Origin of the sequence: Streptomyces sp. ITFR-6 (assembly GCF_031844725.1) — a bacterium.
GTDB lineage: Bacteria > Actinomycetota > Actinomycetes > Streptomycetales > Streptomycetaceae > Streptomyces.
Genome location: NZ_CP134612.1, coordinates 7,792,710 through 7,818,252, shown reverse-complemented (window position 1 = coordinate 7,818,252; position 25,543 = coordinate 7,792,710). Strand labels below are relative to the sequence as shown.

Annotated in this window: 19 protein-coding genes and 4 pseudogenes; 10 read left to right on the top strand and 13 right to left on the bottom strand. The window is 71.3% G+C overall.

The window, feature by feature from the left end; genetic code table 11:
• Nucleotides 1-23: 23 nt before the first annotated feature.
• Nucleotides 24-875, bottom strand: a complete 852-nt coding sequence (locus tag RLT59_RS35440; protein WP_311307176.1) for a siderophore-interacting protein — start codon at nt 873-875, stop codon at nt 24-26.
• A complete protein-coding gene (locus RLT59_RS35435) occupies nt 872-1,111 on the bottom strand; it encodes a phosphopantetheine-binding protein (RefSeq protein ID WP_311307175.1) in 240 nt (79 codons plus the stop codon). Before RLT59_RS35435 ends, RLT59_RS35440 begins: the two co-directional genes overlap by 4 nt.
• A 465-nt stretch (nt 1,112-1,576) precedes the next feature.
• On the opposite strand from RLT59_RS35435, the gene RLT59_RS35430 reads away from it, so the two are divergent.
• The 4 genes from RLT59_RS35430 to RLT59_RS35415 all read left to right on the top strand — a co-directional run bounded on the left by RLT59_RS35430 (nt 1,577) and on the right by RLT59_RS35415 (nt 6,003).
• Entirely contained in the window at nt 1,577-2,407 is an 831-nt protein-coding gene (locus tag RLT59_RS35430; protein ID WP_311307174.1) for a 2,3-dihydro-2,3-dihydroxybenzoate dehydrogenase, read from the top strand.
• A gap of 56 nt (nt 2,408-2,463) precedes the next feature.
• Nucleotides 2,464-3,669, top strand: coding sequence for an isochorismate synthase DhbC (gene dhbC, locus RLT59_RS35425; RefSeq protein WP_311307173.1), 1,206 nt, complete (start codon nt 2,464-2,466; stop codon nt 3,667-3,669).
• Complete coding sequence (locus RLT59_RS35420) at nt 3,666-5,291, top strand: (2,3-dihydroxybenzoyl)adenylate synthase (RefSeq protein ID WP_311307172.1); 1,626 nt, start codon at nt 3,666-3,668, stop codon at nt 5,289-5,291. Before dhbC ends, RLT59_RS35420 begins: the two co-directional genes overlap by 4 nt.
• Before the next feature lie 79 nt (nt 5,292-5,370).
• Complete coding sequence (locus tag RLT59_RS35415; RefSeq protein ID WP_311307171.1) at nt 5,371-6,003, top strand: isochorismatase family protein; 633 nt, start codon at nt 5,371-5,373, stop codon at nt 6,001-6,003.
• 63 nt (nt 6,004-6,066) lie between these two features.
• Here the strand turns inward: RLT59_RS35415 and RLT59_RS35410 are convergent, their stop codons facing one another.
• Nucleotides 6,067-7,029: an NADP-dependent oxidoreductase gene (locus RLT59_RS35410; RefSeq protein WP_311307170.1), complete on the bottom strand. Its 963-nt coding sequence runs from the start codon at nt 7,027-7,029 to the stop codon at nt 6,067-6,069.
• 336 nt (nt 7,030-7,365) lie between these two features.
• Here RLT59_RS35410 and RLT59_RS35405 point away from each other — a divergent pair, with 336 nt between their 5' ends.
• Both RLT59_RS35405 and RLT59_RS39515 read left to right on the top strand, forming a co-directional pair.
• Nucleotides 7,366-8,547, top strand: a complete 1,182-nt coding sequence (locus RLT59_RS35405; RefSeq protein WP_311307169.1) for a PP2C family protein-serine/threonine phosphatase — start codon at nt 7,366-7,368, stop codon at nt 8,545-8,547.
• Between the two features lie 83 nt (nt 8,548-8,630).
• Nucleotides 8,631-8,747 carry a 50S ribosomal protein bL37 gene (locus RLT59_RS39515; RefSeq protein ID WP_399126645.1) on the top strand — a complete coding sequence of 39 codons (117 nt, stop codon included), beginning with the start codon at nt 8,631-8,633 and terminating at the stop codon, nt 8,745-8,747.
• A gap of 109 nt (nt 8,748-8,856) precedes the next feature.
• On the opposite strand, the gene RLT59_RS35400 is transcribed toward RLT59_RS39515, so the two are convergent.
• The 9 genes and pseudogenes from RLT59_RS35400 to RLT59_RS35360 all read right to left on the bottom strand — a co-directional run bounded on the left by RLT59_RS35400 (nt 8,857) and on the right by RLT59_RS35360 (nt 18,458).
• Nucleotides 8,857-11,073, bottom strand: a complete 2,217-nt coding sequence (locus tag RLT59_RS35400; RefSeq protein ID WP_311307168.1) for a serine/threonine-protein kinase — start codon at nt 11,071-11,073, stop codon at nt 8,857-8,859.
• Between the two features lie 203 nt (nt 11,074-11,276).
• On the bottom strand, nt 11,277-11,627 hold the full coding sequence (locus RLT59_RS35395; protein WP_311307167.1) for a MerR family transcriptional regulator: 351 nt from the start codon (nt 11,625-11,627) through the stop codon (nt 11,277-11,279).
• A 21-nt stretch (nt 11,628-11,648) separates the two neighbouring features.
• A pseudogene (locus RLT59_RS35390) lies at nt 11,649-12,595 on the bottom strand (aldo/keto reductase).
• Between the two features lie 34 nt (nt 12,596-12,629).
• Nucleotides 12,630-13,238: an RNA 2',3'-cyclic phosphodiesterase gene (gene thpR / locus RLT59_RS35385; RefSeq protein WP_311307166.1), complete on the bottom strand. Its 609-nt coding sequence runs from the start codon at nt 13,236-13,238 to the stop codon at nt 12,630-12,632.
• A 207-nt stretch (nt 13,239-13,445) separates the two neighbouring features.
• On the bottom strand, nt 13,446-14,138 hold the full coding sequence (locus tag RLT59_RS35380) for an RICIN domain-containing protein (RefSeq protein ID WP_311307165.1): 693 nt from the start codon (nt 14,136-14,138) through the stop codon (nt 13,446-13,448).
• A 268-nt stretch (nt 14,139-14,406) separates the two neighbouring features.
• Nucleotides 14,407-15,687 (bottom strand): annotated as a pseudogene (locus RLT59_RS35375) (glycosyl hydrolase family 95 catalytic domain-containing protein); the annotation flags it as partial.
• A gap of 603 nt (nt 15,688-16,290) precedes the next feature.
• Complete coding sequence (locus RLT59_RS35370; RefSeq protein ID WP_311307163.1) at nt 16,291-16,902, bottom strand: hypothetical protein; 612 nt, start codon at nt 16,900-16,902, stop codon at nt 16,291-16,293.
• Between the two features lie 63 nt (nt 16,903-16,965).
• Nucleotides 16,966-17,985, bottom strand: a complete 1,020-nt coding sequence (locus RLT59_RS35365; protein ID WP_311307162.1) for an alpha-1,3-galactosidase-related protein — start codon at nt 17,983-17,985, stop codon at nt 16,966-16,968.
• Nucleotides 17,982-18,458 carry a hypothetical protein gene (locus RLT59_RS35360; protein WP_311307161.1) on the bottom strand — a complete coding sequence of 159 codons (477 nt, stop codon included), beginning with the start codon at nt 18,456-18,458 and terminating at the stop codon, nt 17,982-17,984. The genes RLT59_RS35365 and RLT59_RS35360 overlap by 4 nt, the downstream gene beginning before the upstream one ends.
• Nucleotides 18,459-18,897: 439 nt before the next feature.
• Between RLT59_RS35360 and RLT59_RS35355 the strand changes: the two genes are divergently transcribed.
• Nucleotides 18,898-20,646, top strand: coding sequence for a glycoside hydrolase family 35 protein (locus RLT59_RS35355; RefSeq protein ID WP_311307160.1), 1,749 nt, complete (start codon nt 18,898-18,900; stop codon nt 20,644-20,646).
• Between the two features lie 57 nt (nt 20,647-20,703).
• On the opposite strand, the pseudogene RLT59_RS35350 reads toward RLT59_RS35355, so the two are convergent.
• A pseudogene (locus RLT59_RS35350) lies at nt 20,704-22,008 on the bottom strand (RICIN domain-containing protein).
• Nucleotides 22,009-22,408: 400 nt separating this feature from the next.
• On the opposite strand from RLT59_RS35350, the gene RLT59_RS35345 reads away from it, so the two are divergent.
• From RLT59_RS35345 to RLT59_RS35335, 3 genes and pseudogenes are all read left to right on the top strand, one after another.
• A complete protein-coding gene (locus RLT59_RS35345) occupies nt 22,409-23,392 on the top strand; it encodes a LacI family DNA-binding transcriptional regulator (RefSeq protein ID WP_311307159.1) in 984 nt (327 codons plus the stop codon).
• Between the two features lie 312 nt (nt 23,393-23,704).
• On the top strand, nt 23,705-24,631 hold the full coding sequence (locus RLT59_RS35340) for a carbohydrate ABC transporter permease (protein WP_311307158.1): 927 nt from the start codon (nt 23,705-23,707) through the stop codon (nt 24,629-24,631).
• A gap of 3 nt (nt 24,632-24,634) precedes the next feature.
• A pseudogene (locus tag RLT59_RS35335) lies at nt 24,635-25,514 on the top strand (carbohydrate ABC transporter permease).
• Nucleotides 25,515-25,543 lie beyond the last annotated feature (29 nt).

Genomic DNA, 25,543 nt, shown 5'->3' with positions numbered 1-25,543 from the left:
ACCCGCCCGCGCGGCCGGTCGGATCAGTGCTCGTCCTCGTCGAAGTCGGCCACGCCGCGCTTCCAGTAGCCGGTGATGTCGTGGTCGGCCTTCGCCAGCCCCAACTCGTCGCGGACCCAGCGGCGCAGCGGCTTGATCTGACCCGCCTCGCCCGCGACCCACACGTACGCCCGCTCCCCCTCGGGCACGGCCACCTCGGTCACGGCCCGCACCAGCGCGTCGCCGGTTCCGGCCGGCAGGCCGCCGCGGTGCAGCCAGCGGACCTCGAAGCCCTCGGGCGCCGACAGCTCGATCTCCTGGCCGGCATCGGCGACTTCGATGAACGCCCAGCCCTTCGCACCCCTGGGGAGCTCCTCCAGCCGGCGTGCGATCGCGGGCAGCGCCGTGATGTCGCCGGCGAGCAGATACCGGTCGTAGGAGTCCGGGACGATCAGCCCGCCGGGCGGCCCCGCGATGTGCATGACGTCGCCCGGCCGGGCCGCGTGCGCCCAGTCCGAGGCGAGTCCGCCGTCGTGCGGGGCGATGTCGATGTCGATCTCCCGCGCGGCCGGGTCGTAGCGGCGCACCGTGTACTCGCGCGAGACGAGTGCCGGCCGGGGCCAGCGCAGCATCGCCCCGTTCCGCTCCGGCAGTCGCAGCGTGCCGTCCGGATCCGGGAAGATCAGCTTCACGTGTTCGTCGGGCGCGTGGGCCTCGAACCCCTCGGCGCCCGGCCCGCCCAGGGTCACCCGCAGCAGGCCGGTGCCGATCATGGCGGTGCGGACGACCTCGGTCGCCCGGATGCCGATCGGGTAGCCCACCTTCTCCGCGTGCCGGCCCTCCCTGACCTCGGCGATCCGGTCCAGGTGACGGTGCCGGTGGTCGGTCCCGCTCATGCCGTACGACCCGTCAGAAGCATGATCCAGTGCGCGAGTTCGGGCTTCTCCGCGAGGTCGGGGAACTCCAGTGAGGATGCCCCCGCGGCACGCCAGCGCTCCACCAGGGCCATGATCCGCATCGAGTCCAGGCCCAGGTCTACCAGATTCCCCTCGGACGCGATCTCGGCGGGGTCGCAGTCGAGCAGTTCCGCGACATCCGCGCGGACGCGTTCGGGCGACAAGGTCTGGTTCATCGGACGGCTCCTGCGGGACGGGCGCCGACCGCGCGGTGCGCGTCGGCGGAGATGACTACGGGGCCACGTCACGGGGCGGCGCGTACGCACGCACCCGGTCATGGCGTTCACGGGAGAACTCGGCTGTCTCGTCGGCCATTTGGCCGCTCGGCGGGCGAACCCACCGGGTCGCGCGGCCGCTCGGTCCGCTCGCCCCCGGCGCCGGCGGAGATGGCCTCGCACGTCCCCCTCGATGGTTCCGCGCACATGACCGCCCCCTCTCCCGTTTAAGGTCAGGCAAGGCTAACCTAACCCATTGACACCGAACACCCGAACGTGATCCCGGCGTCACACCCCCTCCCGAACCCCGCACACACCTGTGACTGTCCGTCACTTCGGTACGCACCGACACTCATCGGCCATCTCGCATCGATCAGCAGAATAAGTTAGGTTACCCTTACCTAACTACCCCGTAGGAGGTTGCTCATGTTTGAGCGCATACCGGGCAGAAACGGCGAGTTCGATGGCCGTACTGTCCTGGTGACCGGTGCCGCACAAGGCATCGGGGCGGCCGTCGCCGAGCTGTTCGCCACCCTCGGTGCCCGGGTGGCCGCTACCGACCGTGTGCAGGACGGCATCGACGCCCTGGCCCTGCGGTGGAATCGGCTACAGGCCGAGAAGCCGGGGAACGACCGCTCGGCGGGCCGGCTGGAGCCGTACGTCATGGACGTCACCGACCGGCCCGCCGTGGAGCGCACCGTGGCGGGTGTCGAGCGCGAACTCGGCCCGGTGGACGTACTCGTGAACGTCGCGGGCATTCTGCGCACCGGCCCGGCCGCCGAACTCAGCGCCGAGGACTGGTCGGAGACGTTCGCGGTGAACACGACCGGCGTCTTCCACGTCTCGCAGACCGTCGCACCGCTGATGGCCGGCCGGGGCAACGGCTGTGTCATCACGGTCGGTTCCAACGCCGCCGGGATTCCCCGCACCGGCATGGCCGCCTACGCCGCGTCGAAGGCGGCGGCCGCCATGTTCACCCGATGTCTCGGCCTCGAACTCGCCCGCAGCGACGTCCGCTGCAACGTCGTCGCGCCCGGGTCCACCGACACGGCGATGCAACGCGCCCTGTGGACCGACTCCGGCGCGGAGCAGCTGGTCATCGACGGGGACCCGGCCACCTACCGGACCGGCATACCGCTCGGCCGGATCGCCGCCCCCGAGGACATCGCCGACGCCGTCGCCTTCCTCGCCTCGGACCGCGCCCGCCACATCACCCTGCAGGAGCTGTACGTCGACGGCGGCGCGACCCTGCGCTGAACCGCGTCCAGCCCGTACGTACCCCCCACTGACGGAACATCGAGAATGGAGTCCCTGTGCCGACGGCATCCCAGGTCGCCACGCACGTACCCCCGGCCGATCCGGCCCACCCGGCCGTAGGCGCGGCCACCTCGCTGCTGGACGGCTACCGGCCAGGTGACCGTTTCCTCGCCACACCCGGCCGCACCCTGCTGGCATCCGGTGCGGCGCGCCCCGTGCCGCACGACAGACGGCCGCTCGACGAGCGGGTGACCGCGACCCTGGCCGAGGCCCGTGCGGCCGGGCAGGCATCGCCGGTGGTCATCGGCGCCGTCCCCTTCGACCACGAGTCACCGGCCGCCCTCGGCGTGCCGGCGGAGCTGCGGATCGCGCCGCCGCTCGCCTCCGACCCGCTGATCGCCCTGCCCGTCGGCGTCTCCGGCTCCGCGGACTGGCGGATACGCCCGGTGCCGGCACCCGAGGTCTACGGAGCGGGCGTCGCCGCCGCGGTGGAGCGCATGTGGCGCGGGGAATTCAGCAAGGTGGTGCTCGCCCGCACCCTCGAACTCACCTCCACCGAACCGCTGGACCTGCCCGCCATGCTCCAGCGGCTGGCCCGCCGCGACCCGGTCGGCTACACCTTCTCGCTGCCCACCGGTCAGGGCCGCACCCTCATCGGCGCCAGCCCCGAACTGCTGGTCTCCCGGCACGGGCAGCAGGTCGTCGCCAATCCGCTCGCCGGGTCCACCCCCCGCAGCAGCGACCTGGCAGAGGACGTCCGCCGCGCCGCCACCCTGCTGGAGTCCGTGAAGGACCTGCACGAGCACGCCGTCGTCGTGGACGCCGTCCACCAGGCCCTCGCCCCGCACTGCTCCGAGCTGGCCGTCCCGGCCCGGCCGACCCTGATCCGCACCGCCACCATGTGGCACCTGTCCACCACGGTGACCGGCACGCTCTCCTCCCCCGACATCTCCGCCCTGGCGCTCGCGTGCGCCCTGCACCCGACACCCGCGGTGTGCGGCACACCCACCGCGACGGCCCGTCAGGTCATCGCGGAAACCGAGCCGTTCGACCGAGGCTTCTTCACCGGAGTGGTGGGCTGGGGCGACGCCGCGGGCGACGGCGAGTGGGTCGTCACGATCCGCTGCGCCGAGGCCGAGGAGCGCACGCTGCGCCTCTACGCGGGCGCCGGCATCGTGGCGGCGTCGGAGCCGGAGGCGGAGACCGCGGAGACGGCGGCCAAGTTCCGTACCTTCCTCAGCGCTGTGGGGGCCGAGCTGTGAGCCAGTACGACGCACCCACCTGGCCGGCCGATTTCGCCGAGCGGTACCGGCGGGCAGGCTGGTGGCGCGGAGAGACGTTCGGCTCCATGCTCCGGGAGCGCGCAGAGGCGCACCCCGACCGGATCGCCGTGGTCGATCCGGCCGCCGGAACGCGCTGGAGCTACGGGGAACTGGACCGGCGCGCCGACCGGCTGGCCGCGGGCCTCCTCGCCCGGAACATCACCAAGGGCGACCGGGTGGTGGTGCAACTGCCCAATATCGCCGAGTTCTTCGAGGTCGTCTTCGCGCTGTTCCGGATCGGCGCGCTGCCCGTCTTCGCCCTGCCCGCGCACCGCGAGACGGAGATCTCGTACTTCTGCGAGTTCACCGAGGCGGTCGCGTACGTCATCCCGGCCGAGCACGAGGGCTACGACTACCGCGAGCTGGCGGCGAAGGCCCGCGCGGGCGCCGACACGCTGCGGCACGTGTTCGTCGCGGCCGGCGACCCCGGCGAGTTCGAAGCGCTGTCCGACGTCGCGGAGAATCCGGTCGGCTACGGCGCCCCGCGCCCCGACGAACTGGCCTTCCTCCAGCTGTCCGGCGGCAGCACCGGCGTTCCCAAGCTGATTCCGCGCACCCACGACGACTACATCTACTCGCTGCGCGGCTCCAACGAGATCTGCGGCGTCGACGAGACGAGCGTCTACCTCTGCGCGCTGCCCGCGGCCCACAACTTCCCGCTCTCCTCCCCCGGTTCGCTCGGCACCCTCTACGCCGGCGGGCGCGTGGTGCTGTGCCCCCGACCCTCCCCCGAGGCCGCCTTCCCGCTGATCGAACGGGAGAAGGTCACCATCACCGGCCTGGTCCCCCCGCTCGCCCTGCTGTGGACCCGGGCGGCCACCACCACCCCGCACGACCTCAGCAGCCTGGCCGTCCTGCTGGTGGGTGGCGCCAAGTTCAGCGAGGAGGCGGCACGGCGGGTCCGCCCGGCGCTCGGCTGCACCCTGCAGCAGGTCTTCGGAATGGCCGAGGGGCTGGTCAACTACACCCGGCTGGACGACCCGGTCGAGACGATCGTCACCACACAGGGGCGGCCCATCTCGCCGGACGACGAGATCCTGGTCGTGGACGACGAGGACCGCGAGGTCGCCCCGGGCGAGACGGGCCACCTGCTCACACGCGGCCCCTACACGATCCGCGGCTACTGGCGGGCGCCCGAGCACAACGCCCGCTCGTTCACCGAGGACGGCTTCTACCGCACGGGCGACGTGGTCCGCGTCACCGCGAGCGGACACCTCGTCGTCGAGGGACGCGCCAAGGACCAGATCAACCGGGGCGGCGAGAAGATCGCCGCCGAGGAGGTGGAGAACCACCTCCTCGCCCACCCGTCGGTGCACGACGCCAATGTGGTGGCCGAGCCCGACCCGTATCTGGGCGAACGTGTCTGCGCGTACGTGATCCTGCACCCGGGCGAGGGCCCGGTGAAGCCGGTGGACATCAAACGGTTTGTACGGGAACGGGGGCTGGCCGCGTACAAGGTGCCGGACCGGGTCGAGTTCGTGGAGACGTTCCCGCAGACCGGCGTCGGGAAGATCTCCAAGAAGGACCTGCGGACCGCCGCGGCCGCCGCCCCGGTCGCCTGACCACCGCTGCCGGACGACCTCCGGCACTCACCCTCTCCGAACCTCACGAACCTGACGAACCCGAACGGAACCCAGCACCATGGCCCTGCCCGCCATCGCCCCGTACCCCATGCCGAGGGCCGAGGAACTGCCCGCCAACCGGGTCGAGTGGACCGTAGACCCCGCGCGTGCGGTACTCCTCGTCCACGATCTGCAGAACTACTTCCTGTCGGCCTACGACCGCCGGTCCTCACCCGTTCCCGAACTGCTCTCGCATGTGGCGCAGTTGAGGAAGGAGGCGAAGCGGCTCCGCGTACCGGTGCTGTACACCGCGCAGCCCGGCGGGCAGAGCCCCGGCGAGCGCGGCCTGCAGCAGGACTTCTGGGGTCCCGGCCTGCCCGACGACCCGCACGCCGCCGCCATCGCGGACGACATCGCGCCCGACGAGGACGACGCGGTGCTCACCAAGTGGAAGTACAGCGGCTTCGTGCGCACCGATCTCCTGGAGCGGCTGCGCGAACAGGGCCGGGACCAGATCGTCATCACCGGCGTCTACGCCCACATCGGCGTCCTGATGACCGCGTGCGACGCCTGGATGCAGGACATCCAGGCCTTCGTGGTGGCCGACGCCGTGGCCGACTTCTCCGCCGGGGACCATGCGATGGCACTGCGCTGGGCGGCCGGCAAGTGTGCCGTCGTCACCAGCACCCGAGCCGTGTTCGCAGGAGCCTGACCGGGCTGCCGCGGGCCGGCGTCGTCGGGCTGTCCGGCGACGCCGGCCGGCCCGGCGTGCGTATCACTCGGCTCCGGGCTCCGGGCCGTCGACGAGCAGCACGAGCTTCCCGCGCGCGTGGCCGCCCTCCCCGGCCCGGTGCGCCGCCGCGACCTCGGTGAGCGGGAAGGTCTCCGCGACCGGGAGGGCGAAGCGCCCGGACTCGATCAGCTCGCCGATCCCGCCGAGCGCGTGCAGCGCGCGTCCGGCGTCCCCGCTGCTGAACCGCACCCCGTGCTCCCGGGCGCCGACGAAGTCCGCGAGCGTCACGACGTTCCCGGCGCCGCCCGCCAGCTCGATCAGCTCGGGCAGGACACCGCTCCCGGCCACGTCGAGCGCGAGGTCGACGCCGTCCGGCGCGAGCGCGCGAACCCGCTCGGCGAGGCCCTCGCCGTAGGCGACCGGCTCGGCCCCCAGCGAGCGGAGGTACGCGTGGTTCGCCGGACTGGCGGTGCCGATCACGCGTGCGCCGCGCACCACGGCGAGCTGTACGGCGGCGCTGCCGACGCTTCCGGAGGCGCCGCTGATGAGCAGCGTGCCGCCGTCCCCGGGCTCGCGGCCTCGTGCGGTCCCGGCGGTCCTCTCCCCCACGCCCAGCTGGTCGAGCGCCCGCGTGGCCGTCTCGACGGCGGCCGGCAGCGCGGCGGCCGCGGCGAAGCCGAGCGACGGCGGGACCGGCGCCCAGGAGGCCAGCACCGCCAGCTCCGCCTGGGCCACCCCGTCCGCGCAGAAGCCGAACACCCGGTCACCGACGGCCACGTCCGCGACGCCCGCACCGAGCTCGTCGACGATGCCCGCCGCCTCGTAGCCCATGGTCTGCGGGAGCTCCTGATCCATCAGCCCCTGGCGCTTCTTCCAGTCGCTGGCATTGATCCCGGCCGCGCGCACGGCGATCCGGACCTGCCCCGGACCCGGACGCGGGTCGGGAAGATCCACGATCTCCAGGACCTCCGGGCCTCCGAACCGGCTGAAACGGACTGCCTTCATCGTGCGCTCCGATCTCGACTCAGGTGTCGCGCGGCCGCCGCCCGTGCGGCAGCGGCCAGGTCTCGTCCGCCGGACCGGGCCGCCGGAACCGCCCTGGTCAGGGCTGCCCCGGCCGGTGGCGGCCGGACTCCGCGAGAACAGTCGCCAAGGTACGCGACGGGTACCCGCACCAGTGCCTCGGCCGGGCGCCGCGCACGCGGCGCCACTGCTCCGAACAGCGGCGCCGCGTGTGCGGCCCGGAAAATGTCCCACCAGAATCGTGCACGCGGCGCATCGCCCGCGTCCGCCGGGTGTCCGGGACGCGGGCCGCACCGGATCGCGGCGAAGGGAGCTGACGTGTGGTCCTCCGAGGCCGCTGACGGCCTGCTGGGCGAGTTCCTCGCCGATCCGGCCAACTCGACGCTCGACCTGGTCACCGCCGCGGCGCGCTGCTCCGAGGCGCGGGGGCTGCGGCGGTCCGTGATCTATCTGGCCGACCTCCAGCAGCGCCTGCTGGTGCCGTTGACCCTCAGCACCTCTCAGCTCCACATCGACGGCTCCCTCGCGGGCTGGGCCTACCGCACGCAGTCCCTGCGGGTCGAGGACTCCGGCGCCGGGGAACTGATCGCCTGGCTGCCCCTCCTGGACGGGGCGGAACGGCTCGGGGTCGTCGCCGTGCACTCCCCCGGCCTGGACCCGGACACCCTGCGCCGCGCCCGCAGACTGGCCTCGTTCCTCGCCATGATGATCACTTCGAAACGCTCGTACAAGGACAGCTTCGTACGGCGCACCCGGACCGAACCGATGCAGCTGCCTGCCGAGATGCTGCGGGCGTTCCTGCCGCCTTGGACGATCGGCACGGCGTCGGTCGTCTCGACCGCGGTGCTGGAGCCCGCCTACGAGATCGGCGGGGACGCGTTCGATCACGCACTGACCGAGACGACGCTGCACGCCACGATCCTCGATTCCATGGGGCACGATCTCGCCTCCGGGCTCACCACGGCCGTCTCCCCAGCCACCTGCCGCAACGCCCGCCGCACCGGTGCCGACCTGCCGCAACTCGTCGAGAGCGTCGATACGGCACTGGCCACCTGGCTGCCCGACCAGTTCTGTACGGGCGTGCTGCTCCAGCTGGACCTGGCCGGCGGAGTACTGCGCTGGAGCAACTGCGGACACCCCGCCCCGCTGCTGATCCGGGGGCAGACACTGGTGCCGGGCGCGATGGAACGCGACCCGGAACCGCCGATGGGCCTGCTGTCCACGCTGAGCGCCCCCAACCGCCAGGTGCACCGCATCTCGCTGGAGCCCGGGGACCGGGTACTGCTGTACACCGACGGGGCGACGGAGTCCCGCATGCGCAACGGCACCGAGTTCGGCCTGGAGCGTTTCGTCGACTACGTCGTGCGGGCCTCGGCGGCCGGTGAGCTGGCGCCGGAGACGCTGCGCCGGCTCATCCACGCGATCCTGGACTCCGGCAGCACGGGCCTGCGGGACGACGCGACGATCCTCATGTTCGAGTGGCGACCGCCCCTCTCCTGACCGGGCGCCGGAGGGGGCCACACCGGATGTCTGGCACCGTTTCCGTGGGTAGGGGCACAGCGATCGCAGCGGAACGCATTCCGTTGGATACTGAGGCAGAACGGCAGTTCAAGGAGATATCCATGTCCTCGAAGCGACGTCGCAAGAAGAAGGCCCGCCGCAAGAACAGCGCGAACCACGGCAGCCGTCCACAGACCTGAGAACGTGCCGGGGCCCCGGGGGTGGCACGCGCCACCCCCCGGAGCCCCGCATCGCTCCCTGCCCGGCCGGGGAGCGGAACACCTCACCCGGTGGCAGTGCCGCCGGGCGTCAGCCCGACTTCTGCGGGTGCTGCGCGTCGAAGGCGAAGAGGGTGTTCTTGTCCGCGGCGACGACCAGCGCCCGCCCCACGACGGTCGCCCGCGGGTCCGCGCCCGACTCGCCCGTGAGGCCGTCGGCCTGCGGGTCCGTCGACCACAGGGCCTTGCCGTCGGACGGTGACAGCGCGACCACCCGGCCGGTGGCCGAGCTGAAGTACAGCGCGCCGCCTCCCGCGACGGGCCCCGACGCGCCCTCCACGTTCGTCTGCCGGGACCACTTCTCCCGGCCGGTGGCGGGGTCGAACGCGGTGACGAGCCCGGTCTGTCCGCTCATGCAGAGGGTGCCGCCGGCCATGCCGGGCGTTCCCTCGTACGTCCTGGCCAGTGCGGAGTACGTGACCTTCCGCGAGCGCGGGTCGACCCGCGCCACGCCCCGGTAGCCGGCCATCGCCGTGCCCTCCCGGCGCTCCTGGAGGAGGACGAGCCTGCCTTCGGCGGCGCCCACCGGAACGGCCGGGCCGTCGACCTCGATGGGCTTGCCCAGCGTCCCCGAGCCGCGGTCGACCGTGTACAGGGTGGGGTGGCGCACCTCCAGGGCGTCCACCTCCGTGTTCGTCGCGCACATCGCCATCAGCCGCGGGCCGGCCTGGACGGGAGCGCACTGCGTACCCGAGGGGAACGGCGTCGTCCAGACGGTCTTCCCGCTGTGCGCGTCCCGGGCCTCGAAGCGGGAGCCGGAGGAGTCGACCGTGACGACGGCGGATCCGGCCACGACGGCGTCCTGGCTGCGGCCCGTGACGGCCATCGACTGGGCGCCGGAGGGCACGGACCACAGCTCGCGGCCGGTGTCCGCGTCGAGGGCCACCACCTCGCGGGGCGGGCCCTGCGGGGCGTCCTGGTCCGCGAAGCGGTAGCCGAGCACCGTGTCCTCGGTGGCGCCGACCAGGTGCATGCCCTGGACGGGCACTCCCGGGCTCTTCGCCGTCCACACCCGGGAGCCGTCCTCGGCCCGGACGCGGGTCGCGACCACCCCGCCGCCACCGCAGAACAGCGCCTCGCCGCGCGAGACGCACCGCAGTTCGTCCGAGATGCCCGCGTGCCCGCTCGGCACGGTCCTGTGCCACGGCCGGAAGCCGGCGGGGAGCGCGGCACCCGGCGCCGCGACGGTGGTGCCCCTGCCGTCGTCGCTGCCGACACCGAGGCCGCCCGCGTTCAGTGCGGCGGCTCCCCCGCCGATCGCCGCGACCGCCACGGCGGCCGCGAGCACGGGGCGCCAGTTACGGCGCAGCCTGCGGGCGACGGGGCTGCCGGTACCGTCCGGGCCGGACGACGCCCCGGTGTCACGCGTCGCGAGGTGGGCCTGGGTGATCATGTCGCGGGTGCGGCCCCTGCCGGCCCCGTTCGTCTCGGTGCCGCCGAGGTCGGCGGGCAGATCCCGCAGCAGCACGAGGAGCTCGTCCGCCGAGGGACGCCCCTCGGGATCCTTGCCCAGGCACGGTTCGACGACCGCGCGCAGGGCCGCCGGCACGGCGCCCAGCGACGGTTCCTCGTGCACCACCTGGTACGCGGTCATGTACGGGCTGTCCGCGTCGAAGGGCCCGTGTCCCGTCGCCGAGTACACCAGCAGTGTCCCCAGCGAGAAGACATCGGAGCTCGGCCCGACCCCGCGCGGGGCCTGGAGCTGTTCCGGCGACATGAAGGGCGGCGTCCCGATGACCCGCCCCGTCATCGTCAGCGTCTGCTGGTCCGCGGCGCGCGAGATGCCGAAGTCGATGACGCGCGGGCCCTCGGGCGAGAGCACGACGTTGGAGGGCTTCAGGTCACGGTGGACGACGCCCACCCGGTGGATGTCGCGCAGCGCCTCTGCCAGTCCGATGGCGAGCAGCCGCAGCTCCGCCCCGTTCAGCGGGCCCTTCTCCGCGATGTGCTGGGCGAGCGTGTGCCCCTCGATGTAGGTCGTCGCCATCCACGGCTGCTCGGCCTCCGGGGCGGCGTCGACCACGGCAGCGGTGAACGCGCCGCTCACCCGTCTGGCCGCCGCCACCTCCTGCCGGAAGCGGATGCGGAATTCGTCGTCCCCGGCGTACTGCTGGTGGATCAGCTTGATGGCGACGGGCCGCCCCGAACTGGTCCGGCCCAGAAAGACCGTGCCCATGCCACCCGAGCCGAGCCGCGCCTCCAGCGGATAGCCGCCGATCTCGGCTGGATCACCTCCGCGAAGCGACACTCTCCCCGACCTCCCGTCCCCCGTGCACCTCTGCCACCACGGGCCTGCGTATTTGTGCTGCACACAAACTAGTCGCTAGGCGGTCCGCCGGGGCAAAGCGGGGGACGAAAGGGGAGCTCAGAGCTGGTTCACAGCCGGGTCCGGGGTGCGACGAGCGGGCCCCGGAGCCGGCCGCCGGGCCCTTCGCGCTCAGCCGTCCCGGCTCAGCTGTAGTAGGCGATCTTCCCGTCGAGGACCTCCATGGCCCGGCGGAGCGCCGTCACCCGCCGCTCCGGCTCGGCACGGTGCTCGCGCAGGAAGGCGACCCGGTCCTGCGCGGGGTGCTCGGCGCGCAGGATGGCGACGAACCCTCGCAGGTCCGCGATGCCCAGGCCGGCGTCGCGGAAGCAGGTGACCAGGCCGATCCAGAAGACGTCGTCGTCGGTGTACTCGCGGCGCCCGCCGGCCGGGCGCCGGATCGGGCCGATGAGCCCTTCGCGTTCGTAGTAGCGCAGGGTGTCGATGGAGACACCGGTGCGTTCCGCGGCTGTCGCGGGGGTGAGGGCGGTGGTCATGGACTCTCTTTCCGGCTGCTGCTACCGCGCCTGGGCGAAGCGCTCCACATGGTCGTCACCGAGCCGCACATCGCGTGCGGCGAGTGCCTGCTCGATCTGCTCCACCCGGCTCGCGCCGACGATGGGGTCGATGCCCTGCCGCATCAGCCAGGCGAGGACGACCTGATTCCTCGATGCCGAGACGTCGTGGGCCGTGTCGTCCAGGACCGAGAGCACCCGGGTGTTCCCGGGGTGACCGTAGGTCTGCGGCAGCGGCTTGTCCGCGCGTACGTAGGAACCCCACATCAGCGAGGTGTACGCCCATACGGTGAGCCCCTGCTCCTGCGCGAGGTCCAGGTCGTCCGCGGTGAGCAGGCGGTGGCCGGCCTCCGCGAGCGGGGTGAGGGGGCGGGGCTGGACGAGGGAGTGACGCAGCTGGAGGGCCGTCCACGGTTCCACGCCCCGCTCCTGTGCGAGTGACCGGGCGCGCTCGACCCGCCACGCCGCGTGGTTCGCCGCGCCGACCCGTAGCGCCGTTCCCTTGGCGACCAGTTCGCCGAAGGCGCCGACCATCTCCTCCAACGGCACGCCCCGGTCCTCCGCGTGGGCCCGGAGCAGGTCGACGTGGTCGACCCCGAGACGTCCGAGGCTCTCCTGCGCTCCTGCGCTCCGGCGCGGACGGCGTCGGCGGAGAGCCCTTCGGCGCTCTGCGGCCAGGAGTGCGCGACGAGCGGGTTCTGCCGGACCTTCGTGGCGATGCGCACCGCGTCGCGGGCGCCGGGGCGGGCCCGGAGCCATGCGCCGATGACGCGCTCACTGGCGCCGCCGACGCCGCTGGGATCGGCCCAGAAGGAGTAGCAGTTCGCGGTGTCGAGCCAGACACCGCCGCCCGCGACGAAGGCGTCGAGGATCTCGAAGGCCTGTTCGGGGGCGACGCGGGTGCCGAAGTCCATGGTTCCGAGGACGATCTGAGGAGCTGTGGTGTTCATGTCCTCCACTCTCGGATCTGGAGCGCGCTCCAGGTCAAGTGCCTCTGTGGGAAAGGTTCTGCGCCTCGCCCCCGAGGGCCCATGCCTCGATGTCGCGGTAGCGGATCGGCGCGGTGCCCCGGCCGGCGTTGCTGCCGACCAGGTGCAGGCGTCTCGCCGGCCACGGGCTGCCGGTGAATCCGGCGAGCCGGGCGGCGATCTCCGCCGTCGAGGACCGGTCGTCCCGTCGCGCGCGGGCCAGCGTCAGATGCGGGCGCAGCGGCCGCTCCTCGAAGGCGACGCCGCAGTCCCTGACCAGGGCGCGTACGTCGGTGGCGAGCGTCCGCAGCCCGTCCAGGTCGCCGTCGATGCCGCTCCACAGCACCCGGTCGTCGAACGTCCCGCTGCCGCGCAGTGCCAGTGAGAGGGGCCGGCGGGCAGCCGCGAGCCCGGCCAGCGGCGGGCGCAGGAGCGGAACGGTGGAGACGGGGAGCTCCCCGAGGAACGCCAGGGTGATGTGCCAGTCCTCGATGCGGTTCCAGCGCATGTTCGGGTGCGTGTCGTAGGCGGGGCGGAGTTCCCGGGCGAGTTCGTCTTTCGCGTGGTCGGGCGGGGCCAGGGCGATGAACACGCGAACGGTCGTGGGCTGAGTCTGTTCGTTCACACCGGACTTCGTACCGCATTCCGACCGGTTGTGGCGAAGCCGATGGCGGCGAAGGGGCCGGGTGACCGCCGCCCGGCCCTGGTTGCGCGGCGTCCAGCCGCGCCAGAGGGCGGTGGGCGGCGTGATCCGGCCACTGCGCGGGGCGGCCCGGCGGCCCGGCTGCCGGAGCCGGGCCGTCGAGATGGCGCGCGGTGAGCGGCCGTCGGTTCACTTGCCGACGCGCCGCCACTGCTGGCCCGCGCCGCCGTCGGCTTCCTGCTGCTCGACCGTCGCCCCGTTGGCGGCCGAGCCGTCGGCTGTGCCGAGGACCTTGCCGCTGCGGACGCAGGTGAGTGTGATGTAGCCGTCGCCGGCGTCGGCGATCGTCCACCGCTGGCTGGTGCTGTGCTCAGGAGTGCACTGGGTGATCTTCGCGCCGGCCTCGGAGACGCCGCCCCAGACCGCCCAGACCATGGGCGTACTGCCGTGCGTGGTGTAGATCTCGTACTGCTCCGAACCCACCGGAATGAAGCGGAACTGCTGGTTCACGGCCGGACTCGGGGTGTACTGGATCAGTCCGGCGCCCTTGGCGGTGGAGGCACCGGCGACATCGACCGCCTTGCCCGACCGGCGGTTGACCAGCTGGAAGACGGAAGTCTGGGCGGGCGGCGAGACCGTGACGGACCCGGCGGCGGGGATCGTGACGTGGCTGCTCCACTCCCCGAAGACGACGTGGGTGGACCCGCCCGCCGCGCCCCGCAGTGTCGCCTCTGTGACCTGGCCGTCCTTCCACCGCATATCGAGCGTGAAGCCTCCGCGCACCCCGACTCCGGTGATGGACCCGGCAGCGGCCCAGGCGCGCGGCAGGGCCGGCAGCAGCTCCACCCGTCCGGGGCGGGACTGCACCAGCATCTGGATCATCGCCACGGGCGTGCCGAAGTTGGCGTCGATGTGGAGGCGTAGCCGGCGTCCTTGCCCAGGGCGGCGGCCGCGGCCCGGTAGTTCCCGAAGAGCTGCCAGACCAGCTCCTGCGCGTAGGTGATCCCCCGTGCGTCCTCCGGCCCGTGCTCCGGCGACCAGTCGTGGTCGTCGACGAGGACCTCCCTCGTTCCGCCGTTCGCGTGGCGGGCACGGTCGTGGTGATCAGGCGCGACTCCCAGAACTCGCAGGCCCCCTTGAGCAGCGGGTAGATTCTGGCGAGGTGAGCATCGTCCTGGCTGTACTCGTAGTGCTCGTACAGGGAGTTGCACATCCACGCGTTGCCGGCCGGGTGCCACCACCAGCCGTTGCCGGCCCAGATGTTGGTGGAGATGCCCAGGGTCCAGCCCGCCACCTTGCCCGAGGTGTTGCGGAAGCGGTTGCGGAAGTCCTGGAAGAGGTTCTTGGTGGCCGCCTGCCATCCGGGCAGCTAGGCGAGGCAGTACTCGGTGAACGCGTCGAAGCACTCCGGCAGTCCGGCACGGTCGGGCAGCCAGTAGTTCATCTGGACGTTCTTGTCGCTGTGGTAATCGCTCATCCAGGAAGGAGCGTTGGTGTCGATCCAGAGACCCTGGAGGTTGGTGGGGAGACTCCCGCGGGACCCGCACACCGTCAGGTAGCGGCCGAACTGCAGGGAGGACGCCTCCAGTTCCGGGTCGGGCGCGGAGCCGGCGGCGGCCCGTGCCGCGAGCCGCTCCGGCGTGTCCATCGCCCGCTGCGCGTCCGACGACGTGCCCAGGCCCACGGCCGTCCGCTGCTGCAGAGGCTGGAAGTCGGCTACGTGCGTGGCGAGCAGTGCCGTGCCGGTGGCCGCCGCCGCCCGCGTCGCCTTGGCACGGGCGACATCCAGCGGCACGAGTGACGCGTCCTTGTACGCCACGGCCGCGTCGGCCTTGTAGTTGGTGCCGCCCGAGACGACCAGGACCACTTCGGAGCAGCCGCTGAACGTCACCTTCGCGCCCGACGCCGACACGGTGCCGCCGGTCCCGGCCGCCTTCACCACGGTGGCGTACTTCAGCGTGTTCGGCAGCGCCGCCGAGAACGACACCTCCGCGGCGCCGGCGTCCGCCGCGACGGTCTCGCCGCGGGTCCCGGACAGCGTCAGGGAACCCGTGTACGAGCCGCCGCCGCTCTGCGTCAGCCGGATCACCACCGCGTCGTCGGGGTGGCTTGAGAAGACCTCGCGCCGGTAGGTGACACCACCGGTCCGGTACGAGGCGGTCACCAGGCCGTTGCTCATGTCCAGCGTGCGGCGGTAGTCGCTGACGGTCCCGAGGCCGTGGGCCGGGATCTCCAGCACAGTCCTGGCCAGCATCCCGAACGTACCGAAATCGCCTGTGCCGTAAGGGAACTGCCCGTCCGACTGGAGCACGGCATTGGCGTCACCGGTCCACAGCGTCGCGTCCGCCAGAACCACCGTGTCGCGCGAGGGGTCGCCGGTGACGAGCGCCCCCAGCCGGCCGTTCCCGATCGGCAGGCCCTCCTCCGTCATCCGGTTCTCGGCGCCGGGCCGGGAGTACCGGAGCGTCAGCGCCTCCCCCTCCGGCACGAGCGACAACGCGTCGGGGCGCGATACGGCAGCGGCCACGTCGGTGAATTCGGGCAGTGACGACGGTGCGAACAGCGCGGTCATCGACGCGGCGGCGCGCAGCAGGCCGCGACGCGACATTCCGCCCTCGTCCTGGGCGGGGGTGCTGTGCAGGTGTGCGACGGGACATGGACTGCGGCTCCTTCTGGGGCAGCGGTGCTCGAATCGTGGGGCCAAGGCGGCTGCGAGGCGGCGCCTCGGCAGAAGTGCAGCGGCAGCGGCGCGCCCTGTCAATCCTTTCGTCCGATGTTTCCTATTTGATTCTTCATCGATCGCCACCCTTCTCGCAGGCCTGGACCCCACGCCGGAACCACCGGACCCCGAAGCTGTGCGCAGCTAGCACGCAAGGATTTGACGCCAGGAAGGCCTTGACTGGGTGAACAATCTGGTCAACCATCACCTCATCGCTTTCCTATCTGATTTCGATGAGCGCGTACCCCTGGCGTCCGAGGACCGCTACCGCTCGGACACCGCGACGGCGACGGTCACCAACACCCGTAGTTCCGGTCAGCGCCGGATGCAGGCAGGCGAGGCGGGGTCCGCGCCCACGGTGAGCTCGACCGGAACGCCTGTGGCGTCCCCGAGTTGGCTCTGTGTGACGGGCGTGATGACGGCCGTGCCCGCGGACCCGGCCGTGGCCTTTCCGGTCGGGTCGACAGCGGCGACGGCCGCGTTGCTGCTGGTGTAGCCCGTCGTCGGCAGCAGCGGCAGTACGTGGTCGGCGCCGTTCACCACCTCGTCACCGGTGACCTGGTCCGGGTCTGTGGCGTCGAGGTCGGCTCGCAGGTTGAGGCCGTTGTCGAAGTCGTTGCCGCTGATGACGGCCCCGGACGAGCCCCGGTAGGAGAACGGTGAGGTGGAGTACGGCGAGGCGGTGGCGACGGTACGCACGGACGTCGTGGCGCCCGGCGCCGGGCACGGGTTCTCCGCCTCCGCGGCGAAGGTGGTGTTCCGGTTGAGACGGGCGACCTTGTTCGACGTGAACGTGATGCCGCCCACGCTCTTGGCGTCGAGCAGCCGCACGTCTCCGGTCCTGAAGGTGTTGTCCTCGACGCGGATGCCACGGTGCACGGGGTGGGCGGGATCCACGGTCTGGTTGGTCGGCTCGACGAAGATCACGGGGCTAGCCGGCCACTGGAAGGTGTTGCGGCGGATCAGGACGTCGGTGACCGGCCCGGACTCCTACCACTGGTAGGCGTCGGAGGAGATGAAGACGCTGGCCATCGACATGCCGTCGAAGACGTTGTCCTCGATGACGACGGGCTTGCGGGTGGTGACCAGGACACCGCGCGTGGGGATGTCCCGGAAGGTGTTGCCGCTGATCTCGACCGACGGGGTGTACGTGGTGTTCTCCACCACGAAGTCCCGGGGGGTCACCGAGTCCGGCACGGGCTGGTCGAAGGTGACGACCATGCCGGTCAGGGACTTGTCGTGGTCCTGGCCCGAGGGTCCGTCGACGGACACGACCCTGGCCGTCACGCCGGGCACCGGCAGCATGGTGCGCTTGTCCACGATCTCCGCCGTGTCGCCGGGGTGGAACTGCGGGAACCCGGCCGTCTCGTTGTGCATGTACTCCAGGCTGAGCGCGTTCGGGGCGGGGCGTCCGGTCACTTCCAGGTAGGTGCCGTGGATGTTGATCGCGTCGTCGTGAGCGCCGTCGAACACGTTGTCGGTGATGTTCACCTGCCCCTTGACCCCCGGCGTCTGGACGAAGTCGGCGAATCCTGCCGTGGTGCGTCCGGAGGCGGGGTCCGTGCGGAATTCGTTGCCCTTGATGGTGACGTTCTCGCTGAGTTGTCCCACGAAGCCGAAGCCGTGCAGATAGCGGGCCTTCAGCCCCTCCACGGTGACGTCCTCCGACTCCCAGAGGAGGTCCGACGGAGTGTCCCGGGTGGTCTGGCGCATCTGGTAGACGAGTCCCCGGTCGTCCGGCGGCGTCCCGGTGCTGTAGCCGATGCGCAGCTTCCGGTCCCCGAGGTCCGTCGTGGCGGCCACGTCCTCGAACAGCGGATTGGAACCGCGCCAGGTGCGCTTGGCCGCGGGGTCGTGGATCTGGGTGTACTGCATGCCGTTGACCCCGGACCAGTACGGCCGGCCGATGGCCGGACTGGTCTCCCCCAGCCAGGTCACCTCCCGGTCTCCGACCGAGAACCCGCTGCCCGCGGGGATCTTCAGTACGCGGTAGGCGTGCCCGTCGGTCACCCCGGTTGCGCTGACGGTCGCGTCGACGACCTTCGGGGCGGTGTAGTGAAGCTGAAGTTCCTGACGGCGACGTGGTGGGAGCGGATCGCCGCGAAGGCGGTCATCAGCCCGTGGAACTGAAGCCGCGATCCGTCGACGGTGACGTCGTCCATGTCCTCAAGGAGGACGCCGATCCGCTTGTCCCTGTACGACTGGTCGGCGCCCACGGTGTTGGAGACGTACAGCTCGCGGACCTCGGCCTGCTCCGGATAGATCTGGTAGGTGCCGTGCGGGAAGACGATCCGCACCGCCTCCGCGACCGCGGCGGCACTGTCGCTCCGTCCCGTCGGGCCGGCGCCGAACGCCGTCACCTCGACCACGGTCTCGGAGCCCGCTCGGGCGGTCTGCGCGGGCAGGGGCCCGAGCAGCGTGGTGGCGGTGAGGGCCACGGCCGCGCCCAGGGCGAGCGCCGGCCAGCGGAGAAAGGGCTGCATGGGGGAACTCCTGCGGCTCTGGTGGGGGAAGGAGACAGCCAGTCGGAGAGCACTGGGCCATGCGGCGCGCGACCCGGGCGGCGTCCCGGCCGCGGGAGCACACGCCAGCTGGGAACGTAAACATTCAAGAGAGTGACGCGATGTGCAGGTTCGGCTTGCGTGTTGGATTCAGTCCAGCACGCCGCCCAACCGGCGTCAATATCTGTGCAGTTATGTTGCACCCTGTGGGGTTCACCCCCCGCTGACGGGCGTGACGGCCCGACGCGGCCGACCCTTCGCGGCAAGGGAGGGGACCCCACACCCACTCCCACCCAACAATCCCCGGGTCATTGGGTTCCCGGAAGCTTGCCATCTAGGAGTGTTCACGTAAACATAGCTGTGGCCGGGCACGCCCGGCCCCGCGACAGCGCACCTCACCTCAGCACAGGAGCACTCGTACATGCCCCTTCTTCAGATCGACGACGGCGGCTTCACCCTCGACGGCGAACCGTTCCGGCTCCTGTCCGGCGGGCTGCACTACTTCCGCGTGCACCCCGGCCAGTGGGCCGACCGGCTGCGCAAGGCCCGGCTCATGGGCCTCAACACCGTCGAGACCTACGTGCCCTGGAACCTCCACCAGCCGCGGCCCGGCGAGTTCAGGACGGACGACGGACTGGACATAGCCCGGTTCCTCGACCTCGCCGCCGCCGAAGGACTGCACGTACTGCTGCGTCCCGGCCCGTACATCTGCGCCGAGTGGGAGGGGGGCGGCCTGCCGTCCTGGCTGCTGGCGGACCCCGGCATCCGGCTGCGGACCCGCGACCCGCGCTTCCTCGCCGCTGTCGACGACTACTTCGAGCGGCTTCTGACCTCTCTGAGGCCCTACCTGGCCACCCGGGGAGGCCCGGTGCTCGCGGTCCAGGTGGAGAACGAGTACGGGGCGTTCGGCGAAGACAGCGCCTACCTGGAGCATCTCGCGGACTCGCTGCGCCGCCGCGGGGTGGACGTACCGCTGTTCACGTGCGACCAGCCCGACGACCTGGCGCGCGGCAGCCTGCCCGGGGTCCTGGCCACCGCCAACTTCGGCAGCCGCTCGGCGCAGGGCATGGCCGAACTACGCGCCCAGCGACCGACAGGGCCCCTGATGTGCACCGAGTTCTGGATCGGCTGGTTCGACCGCTGGGGAAGCCGCCACGTGATCCGGAACGCCGGCGACGCGGCCCGTGAACTGGACGAACTGCTGGCCACCGGCGCTTCCGTGAACTTCTACATGTTCCACGGCGGCACGAACTTCGGCTTCACCAATGGCGCCAACGACAAGCACACCTACCGCCCCACCGTCACCTCGTACGACTACGACGCCCCGCTCGACGAGGCCGGCGACCCGACCGAGAAGTTCACCGCCTTCCGCGACGTGATCGCCAAGTACGCGCCGGTCCCGGCCGAGCCCGTCCCCCCGCACGGTCCCAAGCTCGCGCCGAGGACCGTCGCACTCAGCGGGAGCGCCGGACTGCTGGAGTGCGCCGGGGCGCTCGGCACAGCCGTCGCCGCACCGCGGCCGCTGACCATGGAGCAGCTGGGCCAGGACTTCGGCTTCGTCCTGTACGAGACGGCCCTGGTGTCCGCGGGGCCCGCCCTCCTGGAGGTGGAACAGGTCCGGGACCGCGCCCAGTTCTTCGTCGACGGGATCCCGGCAGGCGTGCTGGAACGCGAGAGCCACGAGCACGCCCTGACGGTCACCGCTCCCCGCGCGGGCGCCGTCCTCAGCGTGCTGGTGGAGAACCAGGGACGGGTCAACTACGGGCCGGGCATCCACGACCGCAAGGGTCTGCTGGGCAAGGTCCTGCTGGACGGAGACGACGTCACCGGCTGGACCAGCCGGCCGCTCCCGCTGACCGACCGGAGCGCGCTGCCGTTCACGGCGGGACCGGTACCGGCCGGTCCCGCGTTCCACCGGGGCACCTTCGAAACCGACGCACCCGCGGACGCCTTCCTCCACCTCGACGGCTGGACGAAGGGCTGCGTGTGGATCAATGGATTCGCGCTGGGACGGTACTGGTCGCGCGGCCCGCAGAACTCCCTCTACGTCCCGGCGCCGGTCCTGCGCACCGGAACCAACGAGATCGTCGTGCTGGAGCTGCACGCCGGTCACCGCGCCCGCACCGTCGGACTCCGGGAGAGCGCCGACCTCGGCCCCACCGACGAGTAAATCCGGCGGCGGACGTGGTGAGCCGGGGCCCGCGGCGCCGCCGCGGGCCCCGGCCGGTCAGGCCACCGCGCGGTCCCACTTCTGGTTGTCGCCCGAGTTGCAGGTCCACTGGCCGAGAGCGGTGCCGTCGGACCTGGACTGGTTCAGAACGTCGAGACACTTACCGCTGTGCCGGGCCATGATCTGGACGTAGCCGGTGCCCAGGTCCTTCATCCAGAAGTCCTGGTTGACGCCCGCGCCGCATCCCCACTGGATCAGCTGGGCGCCGTCCGCCGAGTCGTGGTCCGACGCGTCGGCGCACTTGCCGCTCTGGTGCCCGGTCAGCTTCTCCCAGTCGCCGTCCATACCGGCCACGGTTCCGGCTGCGGTGTCGACGGTGACCTGCGGGGAGTAGTCCATCGTCATGCTGGTGCCGCTGGGGAACTTCAGCGGCAGCCAGACGTACTGGGAGTCGGAGACCGTGCCGCCCATGGCGTTGCCCCAGCTGTCCCCCATGTAGAGGTACCCGGTGCCCTCGGTGCCCTGGACCGGGAGGACGTACGCGGTCTGGCTCCGGTAGGCCGTGCCGTCGCCCACGTCCTTCAGGTCGCTCCACGTGCCGGTGACGCTGGTGGCGGTGGCGTACTTCTGCTGGTTCGGGGACCAGCCGGTGGCGCCGGAGGTGAGGAGGAAGTAGACGCCGTCGCGCTCGAACATCGCGGGGGCCTCACGCGACTGGCCCGCCCAGAGCTTCTGGACCCGGGACTCGACCGCCGTGTAGTCCGCGGTCAGCCGGTACACGTGCAGGTCGGCGTTCTCGTTGGCGGCCGAGATCATGTAGCCGGTGCCGTCCTTGTCGACGAAGGTCGTGATGTCCCTCGACATGTTGCCCAGCGGCCGGAAGCTGCCGCGCCAGGTGTAGTCACCGTCCACCGTGGAGGACACCGCGACCGCGGCTCGGGCCTCGCCGTAGTCGGAGCCGTTCTCCTTGTGCATCCACATCACGAACTGCTTGGTGGAGCTGTTGTAGACGACTTTGGGGCGCTCGATGTTGGCCTGGTCCAGTTCCGGGTCCGAGGCCTCGGTCAGGACGTTGTTGCGGAACTCCCAGGCCTTGAGGTCGGTCGAGCGGTAGGCGGAGACGTACCGGAAGGTGTTGTCGGCGTTGCGGTTCTCGCCGAATCAGTAGTAGTACGCGCCGACCTTGAGCACGCCACCGCCATGGGCGTGCACGGGACTGTTGTCGGACGCGGTGAACTGCGTCCCGTTGGTGATGGTCACCGCGGCGGCGTGGGCGGTGCCCACGGAGCCGAGCAGGGAGAGGAGAAGGGCGGCGAGGACGGAGAACAGGGCCGCCGCCCTTCCGGAGAATGTGAGTCGCATACGGCGATACCTCGTGGTGTTCGTCGGACCGGGCGCTCCGCGCGGCCTGCGAGATCCCGGACCGCGTGGGGCCCGGAGCGTGGGGGCCCGGAGCGTGGGGGGCCGGAAACCGGCCGGTGGGGAGTTGTGGCCGGCCGATCCGGATCGTGAACGATCACCGACCTACGCAATGTTTTCGTAAACACAATGTGTCCGGAAGTGTGTGAGGGCCGCGGGATACTGTCAAGGAGTCGGGCAGAGACGGCCCAGGTTTTTGACCCGACGGTGCGTTTGCGTCAACATTGCGGAGCGGGGGCACACCAGGTGCGCGCCCGCGATGGGCCCCGAGAGAAGGCGGTCGGCTGTGGCGGAGAAGGCGACGAGAGCACCCCGCTCACGCACGCCCCGGAAGTGGCCCTCGATGGCCGAGGTCGCGGCGAAGGCCGGGGTGTCCTCCCAGACCGTCTCGCGCGTGGCCAACAACCACGACAACGTGGACGCCACGACGCGCGCCAAGGTCCTCGACGCCATGCAGGCGCTCGGATACCGCCCGAACGCGGCGGCCCGTGCGCTGGTCACGGGCAAGTTCGGGGCGCTGGGCGTGGTCAGCTTCGACGTCGGCGCGCACGGGAACGCCCGGACGCTCGCCGCCATCGCGGACGCGGCTCGCGAGGCCGGCTTCTCCGTGAACTTCATGGGGATCCGCGCGCAGACCGAAGCCGCCGTGCAGCAGGCCTTCCGGCACCTGATGCTCCAGTCCGTCGACGGCATCGTCCTGATCGAGTCGCAGATGCTCGACACGCCGTGGCTGCGGCTGCCGCCGACCATGCCGATCGTCGTCGCGGACGGCGACACCGGGCACCGCTACCCCCACGTCGACTTCGACCAGGCCCGCGGCACCCGGAGCGTGGTCGCCCACCTGCTGGAGCTGGGCCATCGCACGGTGCACCACGTCAGCGGCCCGCGCGACTCCTTCGCCGCCCGGCGGCGCGCCGAGACCTGGGAACACACCGTCCTCGCGGCCGGAGCCCCCCTGCACCCCGCCCTGTACGGGGACTGGAGTGCCGAGTCCGGCTACCTGGCCGGCCGGACGCTGGCGAAGATCCCCGACGCCACGGCCGTGTTCGCGGCCAACGACCAGATGGCGCTGGGAGTCCTGCGCGCCATGCACGAGGCCGGGCGCGGGGTACCGGAGAAGGTCAGCGTGGCCGGCTTCGACGACGTCCCCGAGGCCCGGTTCTTCCAGCCGCCGCTGACCACGGTCCACCAGGACTTCGACGTGGTGGGGCGGCATTGCGTGACCCTGCTCCTGGAGCAGATCGAGCGCCGGTCGGGCGGCCCGCACCGGCTCGCCGTCGAACCCACTCTCGTGGTCCGGGCCAGCACGGCTCCTCCGCCCGCCTGACCGGCTCACAGTCCCGCAACGGCCCGCCCGCCAACGCGTGGGCGGGCCGCGCTCCGTCGCATCCGTGAGGCCGGGCGTTCGCCCGCCCCGCGGCACGTCCCAGGACCCGGCCGGGCCCTCGGCTCTCGCCCGATTCCCCGCTGTTCGCTACCGCACCGTGCTTGACGCCCGTCTCGGGTTGGTGCCACCATCAGCTATCGATGATCACGTAAACATGGTTCATCGGTCCAGTCTCCTTCCGGCCCGTCGGCCCTGAGGTTCCCCCTCCCCCGCTCCGTTCCCGACGGTCGCTCAACGACGCAATGAACCACCATGACGCTCCTGTCGACGTCCGCCCAGGCAGCCCGGCCACCCCGGCCGAGGCGGCGCCGCCCTCGTGGGCGGTACGGCCTGACCGGATGGGGATTCGCCGGACCGTTCGTCGCGGTCTTCGCGCTCGTCTTCCTCGCGCCGATCGGATACGCCGCCTACCTGAGCCTCTTCCGGGACCGGATGATCGGCGGCAGGTCGTTCGTGGGCGTGGACAACTACCAACAGGCGCTGACCGACCCGCAGTTCTGGGAGTGCCTGGAGCGCGTCGGTCTCTTCCTGGCCGTCCAGGTGCCGATCATGCTGGGCATCGCCCTGCTGGTCGCCCTGGCGATCGACAGCGGCAGGCTGTACGGGAGGTCGTTCTTCCGCATCGCCGTCTTCCTGCCGTACGCGGTTCCGGCCGTCGTCGCCAGCCTCATGTGGGGATTCATCTACGGCACGCAGTTCGGGCTGGTCGGCAACATCAACGACACCTTCGGCCTGTCACTGCCCAACCCGCTCTCCCCCTCGCTCGTGCCGGCCTCGATCGGCAACATTGTGACCTGGGAGTTCGTCGGCTACAACATGCTGATCTTCTACTCGACCCTCAGGGTGGTGCCTCGCTCGCTCTACGAGGCCGCGGCCATCGACGGAGCCGGCGAATGGCGGATCGTCTCCGCGGTCAAACTCCCCGCGATCCGCGGCGCCCTGGTCATCGCCACGATCTTCTCCGTCATCGGCAGCTTCCAGCTGTTCAACGAGCCCAGCATCCTGCAGAAGCTCGCGCCCAACGCGATCACCAACGACTTCACCCCGAACCTCTACACGTACTCGCTGTCCTTCGCCGGACAGCAGCACAACTACGCCACGACCGTGGCCATCGTGATGGGCGTGATCACCGCGATCATCGCCTACGCGGTCCAACTGCGCGGCATGCGGAAGGGCTGATCCATGACCACCTCCCGGCGGCCTCCGCACACGCCGCTCAACCCACGCCGCAGCATCCCGCTGACCCTGCTCACCGGCGTCGTCGTCCTGTACACACTGGCCCCGCTGCTGTGGCTGGTCATCAACGCCACGAAGAACCGGCGGGGGCTCTTCGACTCGTTCGGCCTCTGGTTCGCCGACGACTTCCACCTCTGGGACAACATCACCCGAACCCTCACCTACGACGACGGCGCCTTCGTCCGCTGGTTCCTCAACACCCTGCTGTACGTCACGCTCGGAGCCGGGGGCGCCACCGTCCTGGCCGTTCTCGGCGGCTATGCCCTGGCGAAGTACGACTTCCCCCAGCCGGCGCGCCGTGTTCGCCGTGGTCATCGGCGCGGTGGCCGTGCCCGGTACGGCTCTCGCCGTCCCCACCTTCCTGATGTTCAGCAACATGGGCCTGACGAACACCCCCTGGGCCGGGATCATCCCGTCCCTGATCTCGCCCTTCGGGCTCTACCTCATGTGGGTCTTCGCCTCGGAGGCCGTCCCCGCCGGGCTGCTGGAGGCCGCGCGGATCGACGGATCCAGTGAGCTGCGCACCTTCTTCACGATCGCGCTGCCCCTGCTGATGCCGGGGACCATCACCGTTCTGCTGTTCTCGATGGTCGCGACGTGGAACAACTACTTCCTGCCGCTGATCATCATCAAGGACCCGGACTGGTATCCGCTGACCCTCGGCCTCAACGCCTGGAACGCCCAGGCCCAGACGGCGGGCGGCGAAGCCGTCTTCGACCTCATCATCACCGGCTCCCTGCTGACGATCGTGCCGATCGTGGCGGCCTTCCTGCTGCTCCAGTGCTACTGGCAGTCCGGCCTGGCCGCGGGCAGCGTCAAGGAATGACGCCGCCTCCCGTTCCTCCTCGCCCCTCC